19 protein-coding genes are annotated in these 22,909 nt (G+C 60.6%); 8 read left to right on the forward strand and 11 right to left on the reverse strand.

The features are described 5' to 3' along the window. Positions 1 to 47: 47 nt before the first annotated feature. From O3S81_RS09525 to O3S81_RS09540, 4 genes are all read right to left on the reverse strand, one after another. Positions 48 to 1,646 carry an ABC transporter substrate-binding protein gene (locus O3S81_RS09525; RefSeq protein WP_269342663.1) on the reverse strand — a complete coding sequence of 533 codons (1,599 nt, stop codon included), beginning with the start codon at positions 1,644 to 1,646 and terminating at the stop codon, positions 48 to 50. 81 nt (positions 1,647 to 1,727) lie between these two features. Then, positions 1,728 to 2,357, reverse strand: a complete 630-nt coding sequence (locus O3S81_RS09530; protein ID WP_269342665.1) for an SGNH/GDSL hydrolase family protein — start codon at positions 2,355 to 2,357, stop codon at positions 1,728 to 1,730. A gap of 6 nt (positions 2,358 to 2,363) precedes the next feature. Further along, entirely contained in the window at positions 2,364 to 3,512 is a 1,149-nt protein-coding gene (locus tag O3S81_RS09535) for a mandelate racemase family protein (protein WP_035221218.1), read from the reverse strand. 562 nt (positions 3,513 to 4,074) lie between these two features. Then, positions 4,075 to 5,382 carry an NtaA/DmoA family FMN-dependent monooxygenase gene (locus tag O3S81_RS09540; protein WP_269342669.1) on the reverse strand — a complete coding sequence of 436 codons (1,308 nt, stop codon included), beginning with the start codon at positions 5,380 to 5,382 and terminating at the stop codon, positions 4,075 to 4,077. A gap of 349 nt (positions 5,383 to 5,731) precedes the next feature. Between O3S81_RS09540 and O3S81_RS09545 the strand changes: the two genes are divergently transcribed. The 8 genes from O3S81_RS09545 to O3S81_RS09580 all read left to right on the forward strand — a co-directional run bounded on the left by O3S81_RS09545 (position 5,732) and on the right by O3S81_RS09580 (position 15,596). Then, the gene (locus O3S81_RS09545; protein ID WP_269342670.1) at positions 5,732 to 6,799 is read left to right on the forward strand and encodes an ABC transporter substrate-binding protein; all 1,068 of its coding nucleotides are present in this window, start codon (positions 5,732 to 5,734) and stop codon (positions 6,797 to 6,799) included. Between the two features lie 7 nt (positions 6,800 to 6,806). Continuing rightward, positions 6,807 to 7,700, forward strand: coding sequence for an NmrA family NAD(P)-binding protein (locus tag O3S81_RS09550; RefSeq protein WP_269342671.1), 894 nt, complete (start codon positions 6,807 to 6,809; stop codon positions 7,698 to 7,700). Continuing rightward, positions 7,691 to 8,860: an LLM class flavin-dependent oxidoreductase gene (locus O3S81_RS09555; protein WP_269342672.1), complete on the forward strand. Its 1,170-nt coding sequence runs from the start codon at positions 7,691 to 7,693 to the stop codon at positions 8,858 to 8,860. The genes O3S81_RS09550 and O3S81_RS09555 overlap by 10 nt, the downstream gene beginning before the upstream one ends. Before the next feature lie 90 nt (positions 8,861 to 8,950). Further along, on the forward strand, positions 8,951 to 10,150 hold the full coding sequence (locus O3S81_RS09560; RefSeq protein WP_269342674.1) for a M20 aminoacylase family protein: 1,200 nt from the start codon (positions 8,951 to 8,953) through the stop codon (positions 10,148 to 10,150). 34 nt (positions 10,151 to 10,184) lie between these two features. After that, positions 10,185 to 11,774, forward strand: a complete 1,590-nt coding sequence (locus O3S81_RS09565) for an ABC transporter substrate-binding protein (protein ID WP_269342677.1) — start codon at positions 10,185 to 10,187, stop codon at positions 11,772 to 11,774. 431 nt (positions 11,775 to 12,205) lie between these two features. After that, complete coding sequence (locus O3S81_RS09570; protein WP_269343496.1) at positions 12,206 to 12,556, forward strand: DUF3088 domain-containing protein; 351 nt, start codon at positions 12,206 to 12,208, stop codon at positions 12,554 to 12,556. Between the two features lie 39 nt (positions 12,557 to 12,595). Continuing rightward, positions 12,596 to 14,191, forward strand: a complete 1,596-nt coding sequence (locus tag O3S81_RS09575) for an ABC transporter substrate-binding protein (RefSeq protein WP_269342678.1) — start codon at positions 12,596 to 12,598, stop codon at positions 14,189 to 14,191. Positions 14,192 to 14,243: 52 nt separating this feature from the next. Then, a complete protein-coding gene (locus O3S81_RS09580) occupies positions 14,244 to 15,596 on the forward strand; it encodes an LLM class flavin-dependent oxidoreductase (protein ID WP_269342680.1) in 1,353 nt (450 codons plus the stop codon). 16 nt (positions 15,597 to 15,612) lie between these two features. On the opposite strand, the gene O3S81_RS09585 is transcribed toward O3S81_RS09580, so the two are convergent. The 7 genes from O3S81_RS09585 to O3S81_RS09615 all read right to left on the reverse strand — a co-directional run bounded on the left by O3S81_RS09585 (position 15,613) and on the right by O3S81_RS09615 (position 22,892). Next, complete coding sequence (locus O3S81_RS09585) at positions 15,613 to 16,584, reverse strand: LysR substrate-binding domain-containing protein (protein WP_269342682.1); 972 nt, start codon at positions 16,582 to 16,584, stop codon at positions 15,613 to 15,615. A gap of 37 nt (positions 16,585 to 16,621) precedes the next feature. Beyond that, a complete protein-coding gene (locus O3S81_RS09590) occupies positions 16,622 to 17,860 on the reverse strand; it encodes an acyl-CoA dehydrogenase family protein (RefSeq protein ID WP_269342684.1) in 1,239 nt (412 codons plus the stop codon). Positions 17,861 to 17,928: 68 nt separating this feature from the next. Continuing rightward, positions 17,929 to 18,984 (reverse strand): aldo/keto reductase, encoded by a 1,056-nt coding sequence (locus O3S81_RS09595; RefSeq protein ID WP_003524705.1) that lies wholly within the window; start codon positions 18,982 to 18,984, stop codon positions 17,929 to 17,931. 18 nt (positions 18,985 to 19,002) lie between these two features. Continuing rightward, complete coding sequence (locus O3S81_RS09600; protein WP_269342687.1) at positions 19,003 to 19,938, reverse strand: ABC transporter ATP-binding protein; 936 nt, start codon at positions 19,936 to 19,938, stop codon at positions 19,003 to 19,005. Further along, on the reverse strand, positions 19,916 to 20,914 hold the full coding sequence (locus O3S81_RS09605; RefSeq protein WP_269342688.1) for an ABC transporter ATP-binding protein: 999 nt from the start codon (positions 20,912 to 20,914) through the stop codon (positions 19,916 to 19,918). Before O3S81_RS09605 ends, O3S81_RS09600 begins: the two co-directional genes overlap by 23 nt. Further along, entirely contained in the window at positions 20,911 to 21,906 is a 996-nt protein-coding gene (locus O3S81_RS09610; RefSeq protein ID WP_269342690.1) for an ABC transporter permease, read from the reverse strand. The genes O3S81_RS09605 and O3S81_RS09610 overlap by 4 nt, the downstream gene beginning before the upstream one ends. Next, complete coding sequence (locus tag O3S81_RS09615; RefSeq protein WP_269342692.1) at positions 21,903 to 22,892, reverse strand: ABC transporter permease; 990 nt, start codon at positions 22,890 to 22,892, stop codon at positions 21,903 to 21,905. Before O3S81_RS09615 ends, O3S81_RS09610 begins: the two co-directional genes overlap by 4 nt. Between the last annotated feature and the right edge of the window lie 17 nt (positions 22,893 to 22,909).

Genomic DNA, 22,909 nt, shown 5'->3' on the forward strand with positions numbered 1-22,909 from the left:
CCATGGATCCTCGGGTCAAGCCCGAGGATGACGGGATACGGGATGCATCACCGCTCCTTGCTCACCTCTTCAAATCGCGAAAGCCAGGGGCTGACGATCATGCCCTTGATATCGCTGCGGAAGGCGGCCGTATCGATGACTTCGGAGAAGGGCTGGATCGACATGACGATCTCGTCCATATAGCCCTGCAAGTCCTCATAAAGCTTCGTCTGTTTCGCCACGTCGCGCTCTACCAGCGCTGCCTCGATCATCTTGTTCAGCTTTTCATCGAAGAAACTGGTGCGCCAGCTCTGGTAATTGGTGAGCTTGGCGTCATCAGCATTATTGGGATTATAGGCGATGGAACGCAGGTTGTTGTCCGGATGCGGCTGCTGGCCGCCGCCGCCGCGGCCGAGCAGCAGTTCGAAGTTCCGCTCGCGCATCGCGCCGTAAATCTGGTCGCCGGAGCCGCTGATCAGTTCGGCCTGAATACCGGCCTGCGCCAGCGTGTTCTGGATCGCCGTTGCCGCCTTCATGAAGGGGTCTTCCGAAAGCACGCGCAGCGTCGTCTTGAAGCCGTTGGGATAACCGGCCTCAGCCAGAAGCGCCTTGGCTTTAGCCACATCGAGCTTGTAGCCCTGATCCGGCAACGATCCCATCACGCCCGTGCTGAGGGAGCGCTGATGCAGCTTGCCGTAATAGGGCATGACCGCCTTGTCGAGACCTTCGTAGTCGATCAGGTAACGCAGCGCCTCGCGCACCTTCTTGTTCGCGAATTTCTCGTCCTTCATCGAAACGCTGAGGTAATAAAAACCGGAGCCGGGGGTGGATTCAATGGTGACGGCCTTGTCGGCCTCAAGCGATTTCAGGTCCGGCGCCTGCAGGGAATAGGCAACATCGATATCGCCCTTTTCCAGCATCAGGCGCTGCGATTGCGATTCCGGCAGATGGCGCATCAGGATGCGTTTCATCTTGGCCTTCTCACCCCAATAGTCGTCATTGCGGGTGAGGATGATATATTCGTTGGACTTCCATTGTGTCAGCTTGAAGGGGCCGGAGCCGGCGGAATTCAGCGTCAGCCATGCGCCGCCCAGATCGCCGTCTTTTTCATTCTCAAGCGCGGTCTTGCTGTCGATGATCGAGCCAGGGCCGTTCTGCGCAAGGATCATCAGCAGCAGGTTGGGGTCATCGGGCTTTGGAATATTCAGCACGAAGGTCTGATCATTTTCGGCGACGAAGAGCTTGTCGGCCTCTTCCAGCTTGAAACCACGGGTTTTCAGGAAAGACGATTGCGCCAGATTGCGGGCAAGCAGGCGCTTCAGGGTCCACGCCACATCCTTTGCCGTCACGGGATTGCCAGAAGCAAATTTGGCATCACCGCGCAGATGGAAGCGGATCGATTTCCGGTCCTCTGCGATCTCCCAGCGTTCGGCAAGGCGCGGCTGGACGCTGCGATCTTTCGGTGAAAGCACAACCAGCGTGTCATAGACGTTGTTCAGAACCTGCACGGTCTCGCGGCCGGTGATGGCGGCGGGATCGAGGGTCAGGATGTTGCTCATGGTCGTGGCGACGATGAGCTGGTCCTTCGGCGTTTCCGCGAAGCTGCTGAGCGGCATGGCGCCGATCAGCAGCGCGCCAAGCGCTGCGGTTGCAAGAAAATGTTTCATCTTTCCTCCCAATAGGGCCGCTTCATACGGCCTTTCCACGTTTTGATCCACGCGCCTGGTTCCTCCTCAGGCTGCGCGTGATCAGCCAAGAATGTCTCTGACCGGTGCTGTAAGCGCCCGGCCGATTGCCGCCGTTGCCGGCGCATCCAGATGCACGCCATCCACCGGTGAGGCGCTGGCGATCGATCCGGCATCGAAAAAGGCATGCCCGAGTTCTGCCGCGAGTTTGCGGTAAAGCGGCGCAAGCCTGAGCGATTGCCCGATATCCCGCCCGCCCGCCGGTTCTCCGCCAGGACCAACAACGCAGGGCGGCGGCGCGACGATCAGCAGCTTCGGCACTGCCTCTCGCGGTTTGTAGATGAAGGTTTCGACAATCTGCGCCAGCCGCCGCATGCCGGAAACCGCGGCTTCCGCGCGCCCGCCATGCACCGGTTTGATATCGTTGGTGCCGAGCATGACGATGACGAGATCGAGCGGCATGTGGCAGGACAGCGCGATTTCAAGCGCCCGTGCGCCATTGCGGCAGGCGGGGCCGGCATGGTCGTCGTAACAGGTGGTGCGCCCGCCGAGCCCTTCGGGGTGGACCTTTGCCTTTCCGGCAAGCTCGGCCTCCAGCACTTCCGGCCAGCGATGCTCGACCGGGTGCCTCAGACCCGTGGCCGGGTCGGCACCCCAGGTGAGGCTGTCTCCGAAGGCGAGCACCGTTTTCATCGCCCGTTACCTCACCCGGTTGTTGTCGATGAAGGTAAAATCGATGTCCTCGCCAAGACCCGGCCGATCAGGAACATGGACGAAACCGTCGCGATCCATCGGGTCGGACAGCGACTTCAGATAATCGTGGCCGTCATCATATTCGAGGAAGGGGTGCAAGAGCCCGCGCTCATACCAGCGGCAATTTTTGGTGGCGGCAACCACATGCAGGTTCATGGCGGTATTGCCATGCACTTCGCACTCCATGCCGAAGGCTTCGGCCAGATGCATGGTCTTCAACGCCGGGGTGATGCCGCCGACATCATTGACGCCGGTGCGTAGAATATCGCAGGCACCGGCCTTGATCCATTCGGCACGGTGCCAATGTTTGCCGGCCGCACTTTCCGGGCCGACGACGGGAATATCGAGATTGTCAGAAAGCCATTTGTAGGAGGACAGTGATTGTTCATCCATCGGCTCTTCGATCCAGTCGAAACCGAGTTTTTCGAGGCCACGCCCCAGCGCCAATGCATCGGTGCGGGAATACCAGTGGAAGGCGTCGATCATCAGACGAATATCGGGGCCGACCGCTTCACGCACAGCCGCGCAGGCCTTGAGGTCCATCTTCACGTCCGGCGCCCAGCTGACCGGCGGCATCCAGGTGTGCAGCTTGATGCCCTTGTAACCACGCTTCACGAGCGTTTCGGCAAAGCGGCCGTAATCTTCAGGCGTCGCCAGCCCACCTTCCAGCTCGTCGCCGCACATGATGGAGCCATAGGCCAGCACCTTGTCGCGGTAACCGCCGATCAACTTGTATACAGGTTGATTCAGCGAGCGTCCGGCAAGGTCCCACAGCGCGCAATCCACCACCGCCAGCGTGCGATCCGTCAATTGCGCGGCTGAACCGCGCTGCCAGTGGGCAAGGTCCTGCCACAGGCGTTCCCGGTCCCGATGGTCCTCGCCGATCAGGACCTTCTTGACGAATTTCTCGATCACATGCGGGCGAACGATCTCCGGTGCGGTGAAGGAGTGACCTTCCTGCCCATCTTCGGTGCGAATGGTCAGCATGGCCTGTTCCACCTGATGCGCCGGCCCCGGATGCGCGTGCCCGGCACTGTCCGAGTGCCGACGGGTCGTCGTGCGGAAAACACGGACCTCAACGTCGGTGATGATCATAATTTCTCCCTCATGCGGATGTCGCAGCATTCATGGTTGCTGCAATGTCATACATGTTTGCACTATTTGTCAACATGTATGATAATCTGTATTACATGTTTAGTGGAGAAATCAAGGGTATTTGCTCGGAACGCGATATGACGTCCTTGTTGGGAGCGTGCGTCCTTGGCCGGGCGAGGGGCGGCTTCACATCAAGGGAGAGGAGGCGCATGAACAATGTCAACCGTCGCGGAATGAGCTGCGCAACGATCTTTCAACAATCGCCGGCACTATAAGAGGCCATGCCGGGCCACACAGGAGGACAGCCGCTCACCTTTCTGGTTCCCGGCAATTATCACGATGACGACCCTGAACGGGGAATGGAGGAGACCCGGCAGCTTTTCGAAACCGGGGAGGCGGGGGGTTATCATAGCGCCTGGGTTCGCCAGCATCATCTGGAACGGGGCGTACCCTTGGAAAGCGGCGACGGGTCAATAATATGCCTGACGCCCGTTACTCCCATATGTAGTGGGAAATTGCGGGGGAGGGATTCGCTGCCCTTCAATTGCGTCATATCTGCGGTTCAATCGGGATAAGGCAGACCATAACGGTCGCGGATCGTCGCGCCTTCGTATTCACGTGGATAAACGCCGCGATCCTGCAGTACCGGCACGACCTTTTCGACAAATTCGGCAATATCGTCGGGCGCGCGCGGTGGCTGCAGGGTGTAGCCATCCACCGTGCCATCCTGCCAGAGATCGATGATACCATCCGCCACTTCTTCCGGTGTGCCAAGCAGCAGCCGGTGGTGCCCCTCCGAGCGGCGCACCGCCTCGCGGGCCGTGAGCTTTTCATGGGTCAGCAGCTCGGAAAGGCCGAGCCCCATGCCAACCGCCCATTGCCGGTTCTGGTCGGGAATGAAGCGTTCGCCTTCGAGTTTCGCATCGGGGTCGAAATCGCGCGGATCGATGCCATTCTCTTTGGCGAAACGCGCCAGAAGGCCGTCTTCCGAGCTGGTTCCGCTGTAGAGTTCATGTTTGCGCAGCGCTTCTTCGCGGGTCTCTCCGAGAATGACGACAAGGCCGGGAACGATGCGGATGCCGGAGGGATCGCGACCGAAAGAGACGGCGCGGTCACGCACCTTTTTGCCGAAGGCCTGACCTGCCGGGCGGGAGAGGATGTTGCAATAGATGATCTCGCCATGGCGCGCGGCGAGATCAATGCCGCCTTCGGATGCGCCTGCCTGCGCGATGACGGGATGTCCCTGCGGCCCGCGCGGAACGTTGAGCGGGCCTTTGACGTGAAAATACTCTCCTTCATGGTCGATGGTTTCGGCCGTCGCCGCATCCCAGAAACGGTTTTCCGGCACCTCGCCCTCCCGGCGCAGATCCCAGCTCGACCAGAGCTTTTTCGCGACATCGAGAAATTCGGTGGCCTTGGCGTATCTTTCGCTGCGCGGCGGCAGCGGGTCGTTGCCGAAATTGGCCGCGACATTGGGATTGAAGGAGGAGACGATGTTGACGATCAGCCGGCCGCCCGTGACCACGTCGATGGATTGCGTCCGTCGCGCAAAATTATAGGGCGAATTATAGGTGGAAGACACCGTCGCCACAAAACCGATATCCGGCACCTGCGCCGCAAGCGACGTGGAGAGGATGAGCGGATCGATGGTGTGAAACGGACGGCTGGCCGGATCGGTCAGCAGTGCGGGGTGATCGGACAGGAAAACAGCGTCGAACCGGCCCTTGTGGGCCAGTTCCGTCAGCCGCCGGTAATAGCCGATATCATTGATATCGTGCCGGTCTCCGCTCCTGTATTTCCAGGCATTGGGAAGATATCCCGTCGTGTTGATTCCGACATTGAGATTGAGCCGGCGTCTGGTCTTGCTCATGCTTCTACTTTTCTTTTCGGTCCGCGTGGGATCTCCGGCCTGCGGCCGGTGCAATTGTCCGAAAACCTAACAGCCGGGGTTGCGGTCGCGAGTTAAAAATCCTTGCTGTCCGGAGAAGAAAAACTTTCAGTGCGATGCGCAGCCGAATGGAGGAGGCGATAAGAATTGAGGGTGACGATCCGACCCAAAATCCCGCAGTTCTCGAAAGGAAATTCCGTCACCACGCTCAGGCGATAGCTGGATGGAAACGAATTTCCTCAATCGCGTCTCAAATAGTACACTTTATCTATAGAAAATATCCTATGGCGTGTAGCGTGCCGTCCAGATCGCAATTTCGAGGACGAACACTATGGCCGATGCTGCCCTTCGCCAGGTAACCCAACCGGTAACCCTGTGGTACACACGCTGCCCGGCGCCGACGCCGCTTTCCGTCGCGGTGCAGCTCGGCTGGATAGAGGAGCGTTTCGCCGGCCATGGTATTTCCGTTTCCTCCATTCGTGATTCCGCCGATCCGGCCATCAGGCAAAGCCATTTCGATCACCGGCTGGACTGGTCGTTCCGCCAGGGCGGCAATATTCCCCCCATCTGGGCGAAATCCGGTGGCCGGCAAACGCGGCTGGTGGGGCTGACGAGGACCGATGAGTTTCAGGCGGTCATAGCGCTGCCCGCAAGCGGCATAAGCAAGGGCGGCGATCTGAAGGGGCGGCGCATCGGCCTGCCGAAACGGCCGAATGAAACCATCGATTTCCAGCGGGCGACATCGCTCAAGGGCATCGTGTCGGCGCTCACCGTCTCGGGCCTCTCCGTTACAGATGTCGAGCTTGTCGATCTGACGGCAAGAGAGCCGGTGCTGCTTGGCCCGAAGGACGAGCGGTTCCATGGTCTGCGCCGGCGACTTCCCTATGGCGAGGAAATTGCAGCACTGCACCGGGGGCAGATCGATGCGTTTTTCGTCAAGGGTGCGGAAGGTGTGACGGTCGCCAACCTGATCGGTGCGCAGGTCGTTGTGTCGACGGGGTTTCACCCCGATCCGAAAATCCGCATTAATAATGGCACGCCGCGTCCCTTGACGGTGGACGCCACCTTTGCCGATGAGCGGCCCGATCTGGTTGCTGAACTGGTGGCCACGGTCCAGCGGGTTGCCCGATGGGCGAATGACAATCCGGCGGAAGCCGTGCGTTTCATCGCGCGTGAAATTGGCGTCAGCGAGGAGGCGGTTCTTGCCGCCAATGGCGCGGATGTGCACCGCAATCTGAGGCTCGACCTCGATCCGGCCGAGCTGGATGCGCTCAGCCATTTCAAGGATTTCCTGCTGGAATGGAAATTCATCCCCGAAGATTTCGATGTGCGGGACTGGGCCGATCCACGCGCCCTTTCTTCATTGCAAGATGCCGCACAAGACGATGCGGGAAAGTGAGGGTGCCATGACAACCACCATTCTCGTAACGGGCGCAACCGGCAAGCTTGGTCAGCGTGTCGTCAACCGTCTTTTGCAGAAACAGGCAAAGGTTCGGGTACTGACCCGCAGGCGCGAGGATGCGCTGAAGCTCTGGGGCGACAGGGTCGATATTGCCGAGGGAAATTTCTCCGATCCGGCGAGCCTGAAAGAGGCCTCACGCGGTATAGACAGGGTCTTCCTGCTTTCCCCCATCGGCGAAACGCTGGCGGCGGACCAGAATGCGGTTATTGACGCGGCTCTCTCCGCCGGTGTTTCGCGGCTCGTGAAAATATCCGGCTCAGACTGGACCATTAAAAATGCGGTACGCTCGATCTCGGGTGCCGCCCATGCCGCGGTGGAAAAGCATCTGGCGGAAAGCGGCATAGCCCATACCGTGCTACGACCGAATGCCTGGATGCAGGTGGCGCTGGAGCCCGTTGTTGCCGCCTTGCGCAACGGCGAGGATGTGCCCGCCCGTTTCGGAAATGCCGCCGTCTCCTTCCTCGATGCCGATGATATCGCCGATGTCGCGGTTCAGGCGCTGACTGCCGGCGCGCCGCCTGCCGGTCCCTTGGTGCTGACCGGCGGCGAAGCTCTGGCGGTGCTGGAAATCGCCCGCATCGCGGCCCGTATCCTGCATCGCCCGGTCGGAGTTTCGCACAAGGTTGCTTCGACCTTTCCGGCGCATATCGGCGCGTTCGAACAGAAGGCCATCGCCGAATTCGGGCAGCTGATCGGCGAAGGTCTCGCGGCGTCCACCACAGGTGCTGTTCAACAGATTATCGGCCGCCCGCCCCGCAGCGTGGAGAATTATCTGCGCGCCCGGTTGGCCGCCGCCCCGCAGGGCGATCATTCCGAAGGAGAAAAGACATGGCGCTGACCGTTGCTTTGCCCGATGGGCTCGAGCTGCGAGGCCCTGCCGATTTCGCGGAAAGCCCGCTCAGCCGGGCGGCAAGACAGCCGTTGATGCTGGGCCTGTTCCTCAATCTGCAGGATATCAATTTTTCCAGCCTGCCGACCAGCAATAGCTGGACCTTTGATTACAATGTTGAACTCGTGAAGCGTGCGGAGGAGCTTGGTTTCGAAATCGCCTTCAGCCGTACACAGTGGCTGCCCAAGGGCGGTTATGACGGGGAATCCTCTCTCGACAGTTTCATCGCGCTTGGCGCGATGGCGGCGGTTACGAAGAGCATTCTGCTGATCTCCACCATCCATGTGCTTTATGGGCCCCTGCACCCTTTGCATCTCGCCAAATATGGCGCGACGCTGGACCATATCGCCAAGGGGCGCTGGGGCATCAACATCGTCACCGGCCACCGCGCCATCGAGCATGAAATGTTCGGCTGGCAGCGGATCGATCATGACAAGCGTTACGATATGGCCGGGGAATTGTTCGATGTGCTTCACCGCCTTTGGGGCGAGACTGAGAATTTTTCCTATGAGGGCAAGCTCAACCCGTGGGCGATCAACAATGGCTGGATCACGCCCAAGCCCGCCTTTGGCCGCCCGCCGCTGGTGACGGCGACCGGTTCGCCCGCCGGTATCGATTTCGCCGCCCGCCATTCCGATCTGGTTTTTGTCACCTCGCCCGGCGGCGCGCATATAGACAGCGCGCTGGAAACGCTGCCCGATCATATCGCCACCATCAAGAACCGCGCCAAGGCCTATGGCCGGCAGGTGAAGACGCTCATCAACCCGATCATCGTCAGCCGCGATACGGAGAAGGAAGCGATCGCTTATGCCGATGCCATCGAGGCTGGAAAACCGCAGCCCGGCACGCGCGCTTTCGCCACCAATAATTACGACAGCGACGCCCATGCCTGGCGCGGCCGCGGTGATGCGCGTCACAAGCAGGGGCGCAATCTTGGCGGCAATATCGAAATCATCGGCTCACCGGAACAGGTGGTTGAGCAGCTTGTCGGTTTGAAGAAGGCCGGCATCGATGGCGTGCAGCTGAATTTCTACGATTTCCGCGAAGACCTCGATTATTTCGCCGAACGCATTCTACCCTTGATGAAGGAGGCGGGCCTGAGGCTCTGACGCCTTTCCTGCCGCATTTTCCAGCCCCGAAACCCGCCCTTCGCAATCGCCCGATTGCGAAAACGATGTTCTTTGCCTTGAGGAGATACCGTGAATATCGCCGTCGATCCCGTCAAAACACCAGCACCTCAAATCATCGACCGGATCGGGACCTATGTTCCCGAACTCGTCTCCATCCGCCACGATCTGCACCAGCATCCGGAAATCGGTTTCGAGGAAGTGCGCACGTCCGGCATCGTCGCCGAAAAACTCGCCTCCTGGGGCATCGAGGTGCATCGCGGTTACGGCAAGACCGGTGTGGTCGGCGTGCTGCACGGCCGACATGCGGGCAATCGCTCCATCGGGCTGCGGGCCGATATGGATGCCCTGCCGATGCCCGAGGAGACCGGGTTGCCCTATGCGTCGGTCTATCCTGGCAAATTCCATGGCTGTGGGCATGATGTGCACACCACCATCCTGCTCGGCACCGCCCGTTATCTGGCCGAAACCCGTGATTTTGCCGGTACGGTGGTGTTCATTTTCCAGCCGGCCGAGGAAGGTCTCGGCGGCGCGCGCGCCATGATTGCCGACGGGCTGTTCAGGGATTTTCCGGTTGACGAGATTTATGGGCTGCACAATTCCACCCACGCCGCGCCCAATCATCTGAAGGTTTCGCCCGGCACCATTCTGGCGGGGGCGGATTTCTTCGATGTCCGGCTGAAGGGCCGGGGCGCACACGCCGCCCATCCGGATGTCTCGCGCGACCCGGTGCCGGCGACGGGGGAACTCATCCAGGCCTTGCAGACCATCGTCAGCCGCAACGTGTTACCAACCGATCCCGCCGTGCTGTCGATCACCCGCATTGAGGCGGGATCTGCCTATAACGTCATCCCGGAAACGGCTGCGATTGCCGGAACAGTGCGGGCCTTTTCCGACAGCGTGCGTGAAACCATCCGGGAGCGCATCCGCACGATTTCCGATCACATTGCCGCCGCCCATGGCCTGACCGCCGAGGTGGATATTCGCGACATATTCTCGGTTCTGACCAACGATGATGCATCGGTGGATATCGTTGCCGGAGTAGCGCGCGAGGTTCTCGGAGACGAGCGCGTTTCCACTGAGCCCGGCCGCTTCATGGGCAGCGAGGATTTCGCCGATCTCCTGAAACATGCGCCCGGCGCATTTTTCACGCTCGGCCATTCCGGCACCGTTCCGGCCCATAATCCCGGTTTTATCGTTGACGACGCCATCCTTCCGGTTGGCGCAACCCTGTTTGCCCGTCTGGTGGAAACCCGGCTGAAGGCTGCCTGAGTATTTGAAAACAAATTCGCAAAGGGAAACATCCATGGATATTACAAGACGTAAGACATTGCTTTTGAGTGCTGCCCTGGCCGGGGCCATGCTGTTGCCGTCAATGCCCGCTCTGGCATCGGAAACGCCCAAGAAGGGCGGCATCGTCACCCTTGCGGGTCTTGGCGAACCGACGACGCTGGTGCCGCTTTCAGACTCCAACACGCGCACCCGTGCCATTTCCACGAAAATCCTCGAAGGGCTGGTGCGGTTCGACAGCGAGTTCAAACCGCATCCGGTTCTCGCTGAAAGCTGGGAGACCTCTGCCGACGGGCTGCGCCACACATTCAGACTGCGCAAGGGTGTTAAATGGCACGACGGCAAGGATTTCACCTCGCAGGACGTGAAATTTTCGCTGCTCGCCTTTAAGAAGGCCGGCCCGCGCGGGCGCATCACTTTCGCCAATATCGCCGATATCGAAACGCCCGATCCATTGACGGCGGTGGTGGTGCTTTCCAAGCCCGCACCCTATCTTCTGCGGGCGCTGACCGGCGGCGAGACACCGATCCTGCCGGCCCACGCCTATCCTTCGGAGAACTTCAATGAGAGCCCGAACGGCAACGCCCCCATCGGCACCGGCCCCTTCGTCTTCGAGGAATGGAAACGCGGCAGCTATGTGAAGCTGAAGAAGAACCCCAATTACTGGCAGGCCGATCTGCCCTATCTCGACGGTTTCGTGGCGCGCTTTGTTGCGGACGCGGCCTCCACCACCATTTCGGTTGAAACGGGGGAGGCGGATTATACCGCCGATGTTTCCTACAGCGATCTGGAGCGTCTCCGGCAAAATCCGAAGCTCGCGGTGGAGGTCTATACCGACGCCTATCTCAACAATGCCGCGATATTCGAGTTCAATCTGGAGAACCCGATCCTGGCGAAGAAAGAGGTCCGCCATGCGCTGGCCCATGCCATCGACCGGGATTTCATCAACGACGCCATCTTCTTCGGCACGGCCAAACCCGCCGGCTCGAACATTCCAGCGGTCTTCACCGCCTATAATGACGAAAAGTCATTCACCTATCCCTTCGATCTCGCCAAGGCGGACGAACTTCTGGACAAGGCCGGTTATCCGAAAGGCGCCGATGGCACCCGTTTTTCGCTGCGACTGGCCTTTCTGCCATCCGATGTCTTCCGCAAGACCGCTGAATATCTGCGCTCTTCCTTCGGCAAGCTCGGCGTGAAGGTGGATATCGTCGAAGGCGATCTCGCCACCTTCATCAAGCGCGTCTATACGGAGCGTGGTTTTGACCTGACGGTGAACGGCATCAGCCGGCTGTTCGATCCGACGGCAGGCGTACAGCGCCTCTATTGGTCCGATGGTATCAAAAACCCGGCCCCCTATGTCAACGCCGCGCATTACAACAATCCGAAAGTTGACGATCTTTTCCGTGCGGCTGCCATCGAGGTGGATGAAAAGAAACGGGCAGGGCAGTTCCACGAAATCCAGAAAGTCGTCGGCGATGACCTGCCGAATTTCTCGATCGTCGCTTTGCCGACCGTTATCCTGCGCAACACCAGTTTGAAGTCCCTCGTGACGACTATCGATATTGCCTATGGTGATCTGGCGACGGCGTGGAAAAGCGAGTGAGTATTTGGCAAAGCGGTGTAATTTACGCCCCCGTCACCCCGGACTAGATCCGGGGTCCAGTGCGATCAAGGACTTGATCGCGAGCGACTTTTTTCACGGTGCAGACGCGCCGTGGCTGGATGCCGGCTCAAAGCCGGCATGACGGAGGAGAGCTCCGCCAGAACCAACACAAAACCGGCAATTCTGCCGGTTTTTTTATTGTTGAAACGGCCGCCAGCCCGTTTTGTGCCTTCGCGCGCCAAGCTCGTTTTCGGGAAAAACATTGCTCGTGAGACAAGTCGCTCAGAACAGTGGTCCCTGTTGGCTGAATTCTGAAAAATTCAGTTTCATCAATAATTTAACGCAAAGCATTTCTTCGCTTCAAAGCAAGAATTGCTTTCTGGACCCACGCTTTGGCCGCCTGCACTGTGAGCTGGAAATCTCACCTGCAAATGATGGATGCCATGGCCAAGGATACGCTTTTTTTGATCGCCCCCGGTTTTGAGGACCCCAAGCACCCCGGTGTCCGGTTCGTCTGCCCGCATTGTAACCAGATCGAAGGCCTGCTCGCCGCCTTTCCGGATCTTGCCGCCGGTATTGATGTTCACCGTGTCAGTTTTCAGCGCCCGCGTGAGGCGGTCATTGCCGCCGTGGGGGAGGAAAACCAGTCGCTGCCGCTCTTCATCTTTGCCAGCGATGCGCCCGCCGATGCGGCAACCCAAGGCGACACCCACTTCATTCAGGACACCCAACGCATTTTGCAAATCCTCGCCGAGCGCCACGGGTTCCCGCAGCTGCATTGAGCTGCCGCACCCGCACATCGGATTTTTTCGGAGACAGACATGACCCGTTCCAGACGCCAGTTTCATAAAATTGCCCTCGCCGCCGGCGCTTTCGTGGCGCTGCCGGGCGGTTCTTTTGCCGCTGCCGAAGAACCCGTCTCGGGCGGCACGCTCAAGATCGTTTATTTCCCCGAACCGACGCAGCTCGTGGCCATCAACACCAGTGCTGGCGGCCCGCAGTTCATTGGTTCGAAGATTTACGATGGGCTTTTGACCTATGATTACGAGCTTTCACCCAAGTCGAGCCTTGCGAAAGAATGGAGCGTTTCGGCCGACGGGCTGGAATATGTCTTCCATCTGCAGCCGAATGCGAAATTCCATGACGGCAAACCGGTGACATCGGCGGATGTGGAGTTTTCGATCCTGCGGCTGAAGGAGGCCCATCCGCGCGGCCGGGCGACGTTCGCGAATGTCGAGAGTGTCGATACCTCCGATCTGCTGGTCGCGAAGGTGAAGCTCTCCAAACCCGCGCCGGGCCTTATCACTGCGCTGGCCTCCTCGGAATCGCCTGTTGTGCCAAAACACATTTTCGAGACCTTCAAGCCGACCGATAATCCCAAACCCGCCCAGATCATCGGCAGCGGCCCCTTCGTGCTGAAGGAATGGGTGCCCGGTAGCCATATCCTGCTGGAGAAAAATGCGGATTACTGGGACGCGCCGCGCCCTTATCTCGACCGCGTCATCATCCGCCTCATCAACGATGCGGGCGCCCGTGCGGCCGCGCTGGAAACCAGCGAAGGCGACATTGGCCCCAACCCGGTCGCTCTTGCCGATCTGGAACGGCTGAAATCCATCCCCACACTGAAGGTGGATGACCGCATCTATGCCTATGCCGGCCAGCAGAACCAGCTGGTGATCAATCTGGAGAACGAATATCTCAAGGAATTGAAGGTCAGGCAGGCCATCGCCCACGCCATCGATGTTCCGGCGCTCATCGATACCGTGCTTTACGGTTATGCCGTACCATCGCCGACGCCGATCAGTCCCGGTCTTGCGAAGTTCCACAATGCGGATATCGGTTTTGCCAAGTTCGACGTCGCGCAGGCGGAAAAATTGCTGGATGAGGCGGGCTTCCCGCGCAAGGACGGCGGTAAGCGCTTCAAGCTCCGCGTCACCACCAACCCGTTCAATCCGCAGACCTATTCGGATTTCATCGCGCAGGCGCTTTCGAAGATCGGCATCGAGGCGGATATCCAGAAATTCGATTTCGGCACCTATGTGAAGGTGGTCTATACCGACCGTGCCTGGGACCTTTCGGTGGAATCCCTTTCCAACACCTTCGACCCGACCGCGGGTGTGCAGCGTGTCTACTGGAGCAAGAACTTCAAGATCGGCCTGCCCTTCTCCAATGCCAGCCACTATTCAAATCCGGAGGTCGACCGGCTGCTGGAAGCGGCGGCGGTGGAGCCGGATATCGAAAAACGCGCCGCCTTCTTCAAGGAATTTCAGGCCGTCGTCGCCAAGGATCTTCCCGTCATCAATCTCGTCTCTCCCATCCAGCCGGTCGTCGGCAGCGTGCGCATCAAGGATTATGCGACCGGCGCGGAGGGGCTCAGCGGCAATCTCGCCAAGGCCTGGGTGACGAAGGAGGCGTGAGCCTCCTCACTTTCGGGTTCAAGCGCGTCAGAGCGAAGAAGAGGTCATTTCCATGAGCAGAAAATCCGAAAAGCTGGTTCTCAACGCCTTCATTTATCCGGGCGGACATCATGAGGCAGCCTGGCGGCATCGGGATTCGGAGCCGCATCGCGTCACCGATATAAAGCTGTATCAGGATATTGCCCGCAAGGCCGAAGCGGCGAAGCTGGATGCCATCTTCTTTGCCGACGCACCGGTGCTGGATGCCAATATCCGCTATGCCGCCCGCCACCGGCTGGAACCAATCACCATGCTGGCGGCGCTTGCCGCCGTCACGGAAAAGATCGGTTTCATCGCCACGGCTTCCACCACCTATTACGAGCCTTATAATCTCGCGCGGCTGTTCGCTTCCGTCGATCACATCAGCGGCGGCCGGGTGGGCTGGAACATCGTCACGACTTCGGCCGATGCGGCGGCCGGCAACTTCAATCTCCAGAAGCACCCGCCGCATGCCGACCGTTACCGTCAGGCGATCGAATTCGTCGATGTGGTGACGAAGCTCTGGGATAGCTGGGAAGATGACGCCATCATCGCAGACAAGGAAAGCGGTCTGTTTGCCGAGACCGACCGCATCCATCCCGCCAATCACGACGGCGAGTTTTATCGGGTGCGCGGCGCGCTGAACGTGCCGCGTTCACCGCAGGGCCGGCCGGTCTATGTTCAGGCCGGCTCCTCGGAGGAGGGGCGCGGCTTTGCCGCCCAATATGCCGAGGCGATCTTTACCGCGCATCAGACTCTGGAGAGTGCGCGGTCTTTTTATTCCGATATCAAGCGGCGCGTGGCGGCCACAGGGCGCAATCCCGCCCATGTGAAAATCCTGCCGGGCATCAGTCCATTCATCGCTTCCACGGAAGAGGAGGCACGCAGGCTGGAAGCGTCCTTCAACGATCTCATCCAGCCGGCCTTTTCGCTCGGGCAATTGCAGCGCATCACCGGCATAGACCTGTCATCGGCCGATCTCGACCAGCCACTGCCGCAGGAGGCCGTTGAAGCGACGCGGGCGCAGGCGGATAGCAGCCGTCATCAGCTGGTCCTCGATGTCATCGACCGGGAAAACCCGACGATCCGGCAATTGCTACACCGGCTTGCCGGCGGGCGTGGCCACAAGGTGATTTCCGGAACGCCGGAACAGGTGGCAGACTGGATCGAGACCTGGTTCCGCGAGGGCGCGGCCGACGGGTTCAACATCATGCCGCCATGGCTGAACGGCGGGTTCGATATCTTCGTGGACGAGGTGGTGCCGATCCTGAGACGGCGCGGCCTGTTCCGTGAGGATTACGAAGGCGATACGCTGCGCGACCATTATGGCCTGCCACGACCGGACAATATCTACGCGGCCAGAGAGTTGCAAAGGGAACGCGCCTGAGGTGGGACGGGCGTGTTCAGGCGGCGGCCACGAGAGAGCGCATATCCTCGCGCAACAAAGCGAGTAGAGATGCGACTTCCGGCAGCCGCCGCCTGTCAGGACTGGTCAGCAGGTGGTAACGGCTGGCGGTCGGCTGCGGTGCGCCAAAGGGAGCGATCAGGCGGCCGTTTTTCAGTTCTTCCGAAATCAGCGAATGGCGCGCGAGACCGATGCCGTGGCCGGATGAGATTGCTTCTATCAACGCCGTCTGCCGTGAAAAACGCGGGCCTGTCGCTGAAAGCCGGAGCGGAATGCGGCAGGCACGCAGCCAGTTTGCCCATTCGAAGGCCGGGTCCAGGCCATTGCCGCGCAACATCGTAAAACCGAGATCCCGCAATTGGGCGGGCTCGCCTGCAAGCGCATGGCGGGCTGCGAATTCCGGAGTGCAGACGGCGCTGACGGTATCGGCGAAAAGCGGCTCGTGAATGAAGCCCGGAATTTGCGTGTGGGTTGCAACGATGGCGCAATCGGCATCGAAATGGGTGAGGTCGATGGTTTCGCTTTCGAGGGATTCGATGGAAAGCTCAACGTCTCCGAGCGCCGGAACGATGCTGCCCAGCCGTGGCGCCAGCCAGCGGGCCGCAAAACAGCCCTCGGCCAGTACCTTAAGCTGCGGCCGGGCGTTCGAAACCATCAGATCGGAAAGACTGCCGATCATGGTCTCGAAAGCATCGGCAAGACCGGGATAAAGCGCGCTGCCAGCGTCTGTCAGCAGCAATTCACCGCGCTGGCGGCTGAAGAGCGGTTGGCCGAGATGGGTTTCGAGAATGCGGACCTGCTGGCCGATGGCGGCGGTCGAGACATGTAGTTCCTCCGCCGCCCGCGAAAAGCTGGCATGGCGGGCGGCCACGACAAAGGCGCGCAGGGCCGTCAGCGGCGGCAGCCGGGAAAGTGTGGGCAGGCGAAAAGCCGCCCGGCTCGCGGCGGGAGCGGCAAATTCCGTTCTCATTGCTGTTCCTCCTTTGCCGCCTGCATCTTTCACACGGTCAGAACACCCGGCCTTCTCTGAGATGCGTCGTGGTGCCGTTCAGGTAATAGTCACCGATGACGCGCGCCTTGTGGGCAAGCGGATTGTGATTGTAGACCGTGCGGATATTGCGCCAGTGGCGGTCGAAATTCCGGTCGCTCGATGTCGCCGAGCCGCCGCCGAGTTCATAGAGATTGGTGGCGACCGTGAGCGAAAGCTGTGAAGCGATGATCTGGGTTCGGGCGGTGGCCAGAGAACCTTCCAGCAGGGCCGCTTCGATCGCCTCTTCATCGCCGGTGGCGAAGGCGGCGGCGGTGCGGTCGAGTGTTCGAGCAGCTTCGCGGATCAGGGTTTTCACCGCGAAGGCGCCGGCGCTGATTTCGCCGAGGATTTTCTGCACGAAGGGGTCCTGATTGGCGGTTTCGGCGCTGCTGTGAAGCGTTGTGCGTGCCTGACGCAGAACATACTCCACGCCGTCATTCAGCGCGCCCTGAACGGCGCCGGCAGCGGACGCGGCGAGATGCAACTGCCGCATCGCAGAACTGTGACGGCCGATCTGGGTACCGAGCTTGCGGGTCGTCAGCTCATGCGGCAGCACCTCGACATTCTCAAGCAGCACACCGCCGCTCGCCGTCATGCGCTGGCCCATGCTGTCCCAGTCGTCGAGAATGGTGATGCCTGCGCGATCAAGCGGAATGAGCACGCCGATCGGCTGCTCGTCATCGCCAATGGCGCTGAAGGTGCCGAAATCGGCAAAGGCGGTGCCGGTCGCATACCATTTGCGACCGTTCAGCCGGTAGCGGTCACCATCGGCACTCAGCCGCGTGGTGATTTCACCGGGGCGCTTGGTGCCCTGTTCGGTGCTGGCACCCGCAAAGAGCTTGCCGGCGAGAACATGTTCGAGATGCCGCCGGTCCTCCAGCTCAATGGGGGCGAGAGCGAGGTTTTCGGTGAAATTGAAATGGCTGCGAAGCGCGTGCGGAATATTGCTGTCGGCTTCGCCGAGGATCATCAGGACCTCGATATAATCGGAAATCGAGCCGCCCGGTCCGCCCTTTGCTTCGGGAACGCGCAACGTGCCGATCTTTGCCTCCTTGATAAGGGCGAAGATGTCGAAGGGCAGTTCCCGCTGGCGCTCGCGGCGGGCGGCATCCTTTGCCGCGATAGCCGCAATGTCCTTTGCCCGGGCCAGGATCTCGTCCCGGCTCGGTACGCCGGAATTGTCGGTGGTGGTTGTCTGCAGTTTCGGATTGGACATTGCGGTTTTCCCTGAGCGGATATGAGGGCCTGCGGCACGGCGCGCCGCAGGCATGTTCTTCTGGATGATCAGGCGACCGCGCGCGGCTTGAGCGCCGGCCGGTGTGCGGGTTCGAGATTGCGCGGCACGCGGCCCTCGACGGGGTGGCTCGGATCGTTGAAACCGGGTGTAGAGGGGTGACCGGTCGTGACGAGGCTATCGACCAGCGCTTCATCCTCTGCATCGATCTTCACATCGAGCGCGCGGATATATCCGTCCCAATGCTCTTCGGTGCGCGGGCCGGTGATGGCGGCGGTGACGAACTTGTTGTTCAGCACCCAGGCGAGCGCGAAATCCGCTGCCGAAACGCCCTTCGAAGCGGCATGGGCCGCGACCTTCTGGGCGATCTCGACAGATTCCGGACGCCATTCCGTTTCCAGAACACGCTTGTCGCCACGGCCGACGCGGGTATCGGCGCCCGGCTGTTCGCCCGGCTGATATTTGCCCGTCAGCACGCCGCGTGCGAGCGGCGAATAGGACACGACACCAAGGCCATAATGGTTGGCCGCCGGCAGCTGCTCAGCTTCGGCCGTGCGGTTGACGATGTTGTAAAGCGGCTGGCTGGCAACGGGCCGGTCGATGCCTAGCTGGTCGGCCAGATGCGAAATTTCGGCGATGCGCCAGCCACGGAAATTCGACACGCCGAAATAGCGCAGCTTGCCGGCGCGGATGAGATCGGCAATGGCGCGCACCGGTTCTTCCAGCGGCGCATCGAAGACGGCGCGGTGGAAATAGAGGATGTCGATATAGTCAGTGTTGAGGCGGCGCAGCGAATTTTCGACCGTCTCGATCACCCATTTGCGGGAATGGCCGCCAAGGTTCGGCCCCTTGGTATGGGAATTGACGAATTTCGTGGCCAGAACCCAGTGATCGCGGCTGGCCTTGATGCCGCGACCGACGACTTCTTCCGACTTGCCGTCGTGATAGACATCGGCCGTATCGATGAAGTTGATGCCCTGCTCGCGCGCCTTGTCGATGATGCGGAAGGCCACGTCATCCGGCGTCGGGCCTCCGAACATCATCGTGCCGAGGCTCAGCGGCGAAACCTTCAACGCGCTGCGTCCGAGATAGCGATAGTCGACCATTATGGTTGCTCCTTCAAGTTATTGGGCATGGTGGCAGGCCACGGCGTGGTTCCTGCCGAAAAGGGTGTAATCCGGCGCTTTTTCGCGACAGAGATCGGTGGCGAGTGGGCAGCGTGTGTGAAACCGGCAGCCGGATGGTGGATCGTGCGGGCTCGGCAGATCGCCGGAAATCGGTGCCGCCTGCTTGCGGCGGGCGGGATCCGGAACGGCAGCAAGAAGCGCGCGAGTGTAAGGATGCTTCGGAGAAGCCCAGAGTTCGGATGTCGGTGCGCTTTCGACGATCTTGCCGAGATACATGACCAGCACGCGGTCGGAGAAATAACGTACCACGGAAAGGTCGTGAGAAACGAAGAGATAGGAGAGCGAAAGCTGCTTCTTCATCTCCACCAGAAGGTTGAGAATCTGCGCCTGTATCGAAAGATCGAGCGCCGAGACCGGTTCGTCGCAGACCACCAGTTCCGGTTCCAGAACCAGCGCGCGGGCAATGCCGATACGCTGGCGCTGACCGCCGGAAAATTCATGCGGATAACGGTCGAGCGAATCCGCCGGCAGGCCCACCTGCGCGACGATGGCTTCAACAATCTCCCGCTGGCGTGCCCTGTCTCCGATGCCGTGTACCTTCAGCGGCCCGGTAAGGATGGTGCGCACCGTCTGGCGCGGATTGAGCGAGGCGAATGGGTCCTGAAAGATCATCTGGATGCGGCGGCGGATGCCGCGCAGTTCCGATGCCGTCATTGCCGTGACGTCAGCGCCCTTGAAGGTGATCCTGCCGGAAGACGGTTCGACCAGCCGCATCAGCGATTTGCCGAGCGAGGATTTGCCGCAGCCGGATTCGCCCACCAGTGCAACGGTCTCGCCCGCCTCGATATCGAGCGAGACATCATCGACGGCGCGAACCGTGCCGCGTCCGCCCGTATAATGGGTGGAAAGACTATGCACCGACAAGAGCGCCATTGGGTACCTCCTGGGATGTGGGAGCAACGAAGGGGCAGGCGGCATAACGGCCGTCTGAAACCTGCCTTAGCGGCGGTACATATTGCCCGCAGAAGCCACGGGCGCTCGGACAGCGCGGTCGGAAAGCGCAGCCGCGTTCCCCGGTGGCGGAAACGATGGAACCGGGAATTTCAATGAGCGGTCCGTCGCGATAATGCTGGCCATCTTCCGCCCGCGGCGAAGCGGCAAGCAGGCCGCGCGTATAGGGATGGTAGGGATTGGAGAAAACCGGCTCCGGCAACCCCTCTTCCACCTTGCGACCGGCATACATGACCATCACCCGGTCCGCCCATTGCGCGACGATGCCAAGATCGTGGGTGATGAGGATGACGGCCATGTTGAGATCGCGGCGCAGATTGTCGAGCAGTTGCAGGATCTGCGCCTGTATCGTCACGTCGAGCGCGGTCGTCGCCTCGTCGGCGATCAGCAGTTTCGGATTGCAGGCAACGCCGATGGCGATCATCACACGCTGGCGCATGCCGCCGGAAAGCTGGTGCGGATAATCATCCACCCGGCGGCCGGCATCGGGGATGTTGACGAGGTCCAGCAGCTCGATGGCGCGTTTGCGCGCCTGGTGCCGGTCGATTTTCTCATGGATGCGCAGCACCTCGATGATCTGCTCGCCGACCGTCAGCACCGGGTTGAGCGAGGTCATCGGCTCCTGAAAGATCATGCCGATATCCCGGCCGCGAATGCCGCGCCATTGACGCTCGGAAAGCGGCAGCAGGTCGCGTCCCTCGAGCAGAACCCGCCCTCCGGTCTTGGCATGGGAGGGCAGAAGGCCAATCAGGCCAAGCGCCGTCAGCGACTTGCCGGAGCCGCTCTCGCCAACGATCGCCAGCATTTCGCCGGGGCTGACATCAAAACTGACGCCTTTCACCGGCTGGGCGGAGCCGAAGCTGACGGAGAGATCATGGACTTCGATCAGTTTACTCATCGGCGTTCCTCCGAAAAACGGGGGTTGAGCGCATCGTTGAGACCATCGCTGATGAGGTTCAGCGAAATGACGGTGAAGACGATGGCAAGGCCGGGAAGGGCGGTCAGATACCAGGCGGTGCGGATGACATCACGGCCGGAACCGATCATCGAACCCCAGGAGACACGGTTGGGATCGCCAAGGCCCATGAAGGACAGCGCTGCTTCCATGAGGATCGCTCCCGCCACCATGACGGATGAGGTGACGATGATCGGTGGCAGCGCATTGGGCAGGATTTCCTGAAACACGATGCGGGCATGGCCGTAACCCAGGCTACGCGCGGCGAGCACATAATCCTTCTCGCGGATGGCGCGGAATTCCGCACGGGTGAGGCGGGCGACCAGCGGCCAGGTGATGATGCCGATGGCTGAGGTAACCGTGGTGACGGATGGTTGCGCGATGGCGACGAGCACCACCAGCAGCACGAAATTCGGCAAGGTCTGAAAGATTTCGATCAGCTTGACGAGAATATCGTCAATGACGCCGCCGAAATAACCGGCGAAGGCGCCAACAGCGATACCGATCGTCAGGCCGATCAGCGTCGCCACGACACCGACGGTGAGCGAGATGCGCGCGCCGTGCACGATACCGGCCAGAACATCCCGGCCCATGGAATCGGTGCCGAGCGGATAGGCCGCATTCTGGCCCGGCCACAGGAACGGGCGGGCCACCATTTCCAGGGGATCGCCCGGATAGATCAAGGGGGCGATCAGTGCGGTGACGATGACGGTCGCGAGAAACAGCAGGCCGACGATGGCGTTGGGATTGGTGAGGAAGATTTTCAGTTCGCGTCGCAGGCCGCGCCGTGGCACGGAGACGGAACGGGCTGAAAGCGCGTCCGGTGCATGGATATAGGGCCAGGCCTTTTCTTCAGGCTTCTTCGGTTTGGGATTGGTCTCTTCAGCGCCGAGTTCGGCCGTGTCGAGAATTGCTGATGTATGGGAGGAATTCATCGGCTTTCTCCGATGCGGGGGTCAAGCCATGCCTGCAACAGGTCCACGGCCGCATTGACGATGATGACGACGAGGGAAGAGAGAAGCAGTATGCCGAGCAGCACGCTGAAATCCCGCGCCATCACGGCTTCGAAGGCGAGACGGCCGAGGCCCGGCCAACTGAAGACGGTTTCGACGACGACTGCGCCGCCGAGCAGGCCGCCAATATGCATGCCGGCCATGGTGGTGATGGGGATGAGCGCGTTGCGCAGGATGTGGCGCGTGGTCAGCCTGATTGGTGAAACGCCCTTGGCGCGTGCCGTGCGCACATAGTCCTGCGATTTCACTTCCAGCATTGCCGCGCGGGTGAGGCGGGCATAGATGGCCAGAAAATAGAGCGCCAGCGACAGGGCGGGGAGAACGATGTAGCGCAACCTGTCGAGAAAGGCTGAAAAGCCGGTAAGGCTGCTGCCGATGGTGCTGTCACCACCGGACGGGAGCCAGCCGAGCTTGACCGAAAAGGTCAGGATCAGCATCAGGCCGATCCAGAAACCCGGCACGGAATAAAAGATCAGCGAGCCGATCGAAATGATCCGGTCCGGCAGCTTGCCGGAAAAGAGCGCCATGATGGAGCCGAGGAACACACCGACGAAGATTGCGATGCCAAGGGCTGCTCCCATCAGCGCAAGCGTGCCCGGCAGCCGCTGGCCGATAAGGTCTGCGACCGGCATGCCGTAGCGCGGTGAAAAGCCGAGGCTGAACTGGGCCAGATTGCTGAGATAATTCATCAGCTGGTGCAGAACCGGCAGATCGAGCCCAAAGCGGGAGCGGATTTCGGCCATGGTCTCGACGGTCGCCGAACCCGCTTCCGCCGCCAGCACGTCGGCCGCGTCGCCGGGCGCCAGCTGCAGCAGGAAGAAGTTCAGGATGACGATACCGAGAACCGTCGGGACGGCCTGAATGGCCACCCGTTTCGCCTGCGATAAAATCCTTTTCGAATTTGACATCGGCTCCAGTCCGCAAT

It is taken from the genome of Agrobacterium sp. SOY23 (assembly GCF_027212525.1).
GTDB classification, from domain to species: Bacteria; Pseudomonadota; Alphaproteobacteria; order Rhizobiales; family Rhizobiaceae; genus Agrobacterium; species Agrobacterium tumefaciens_I.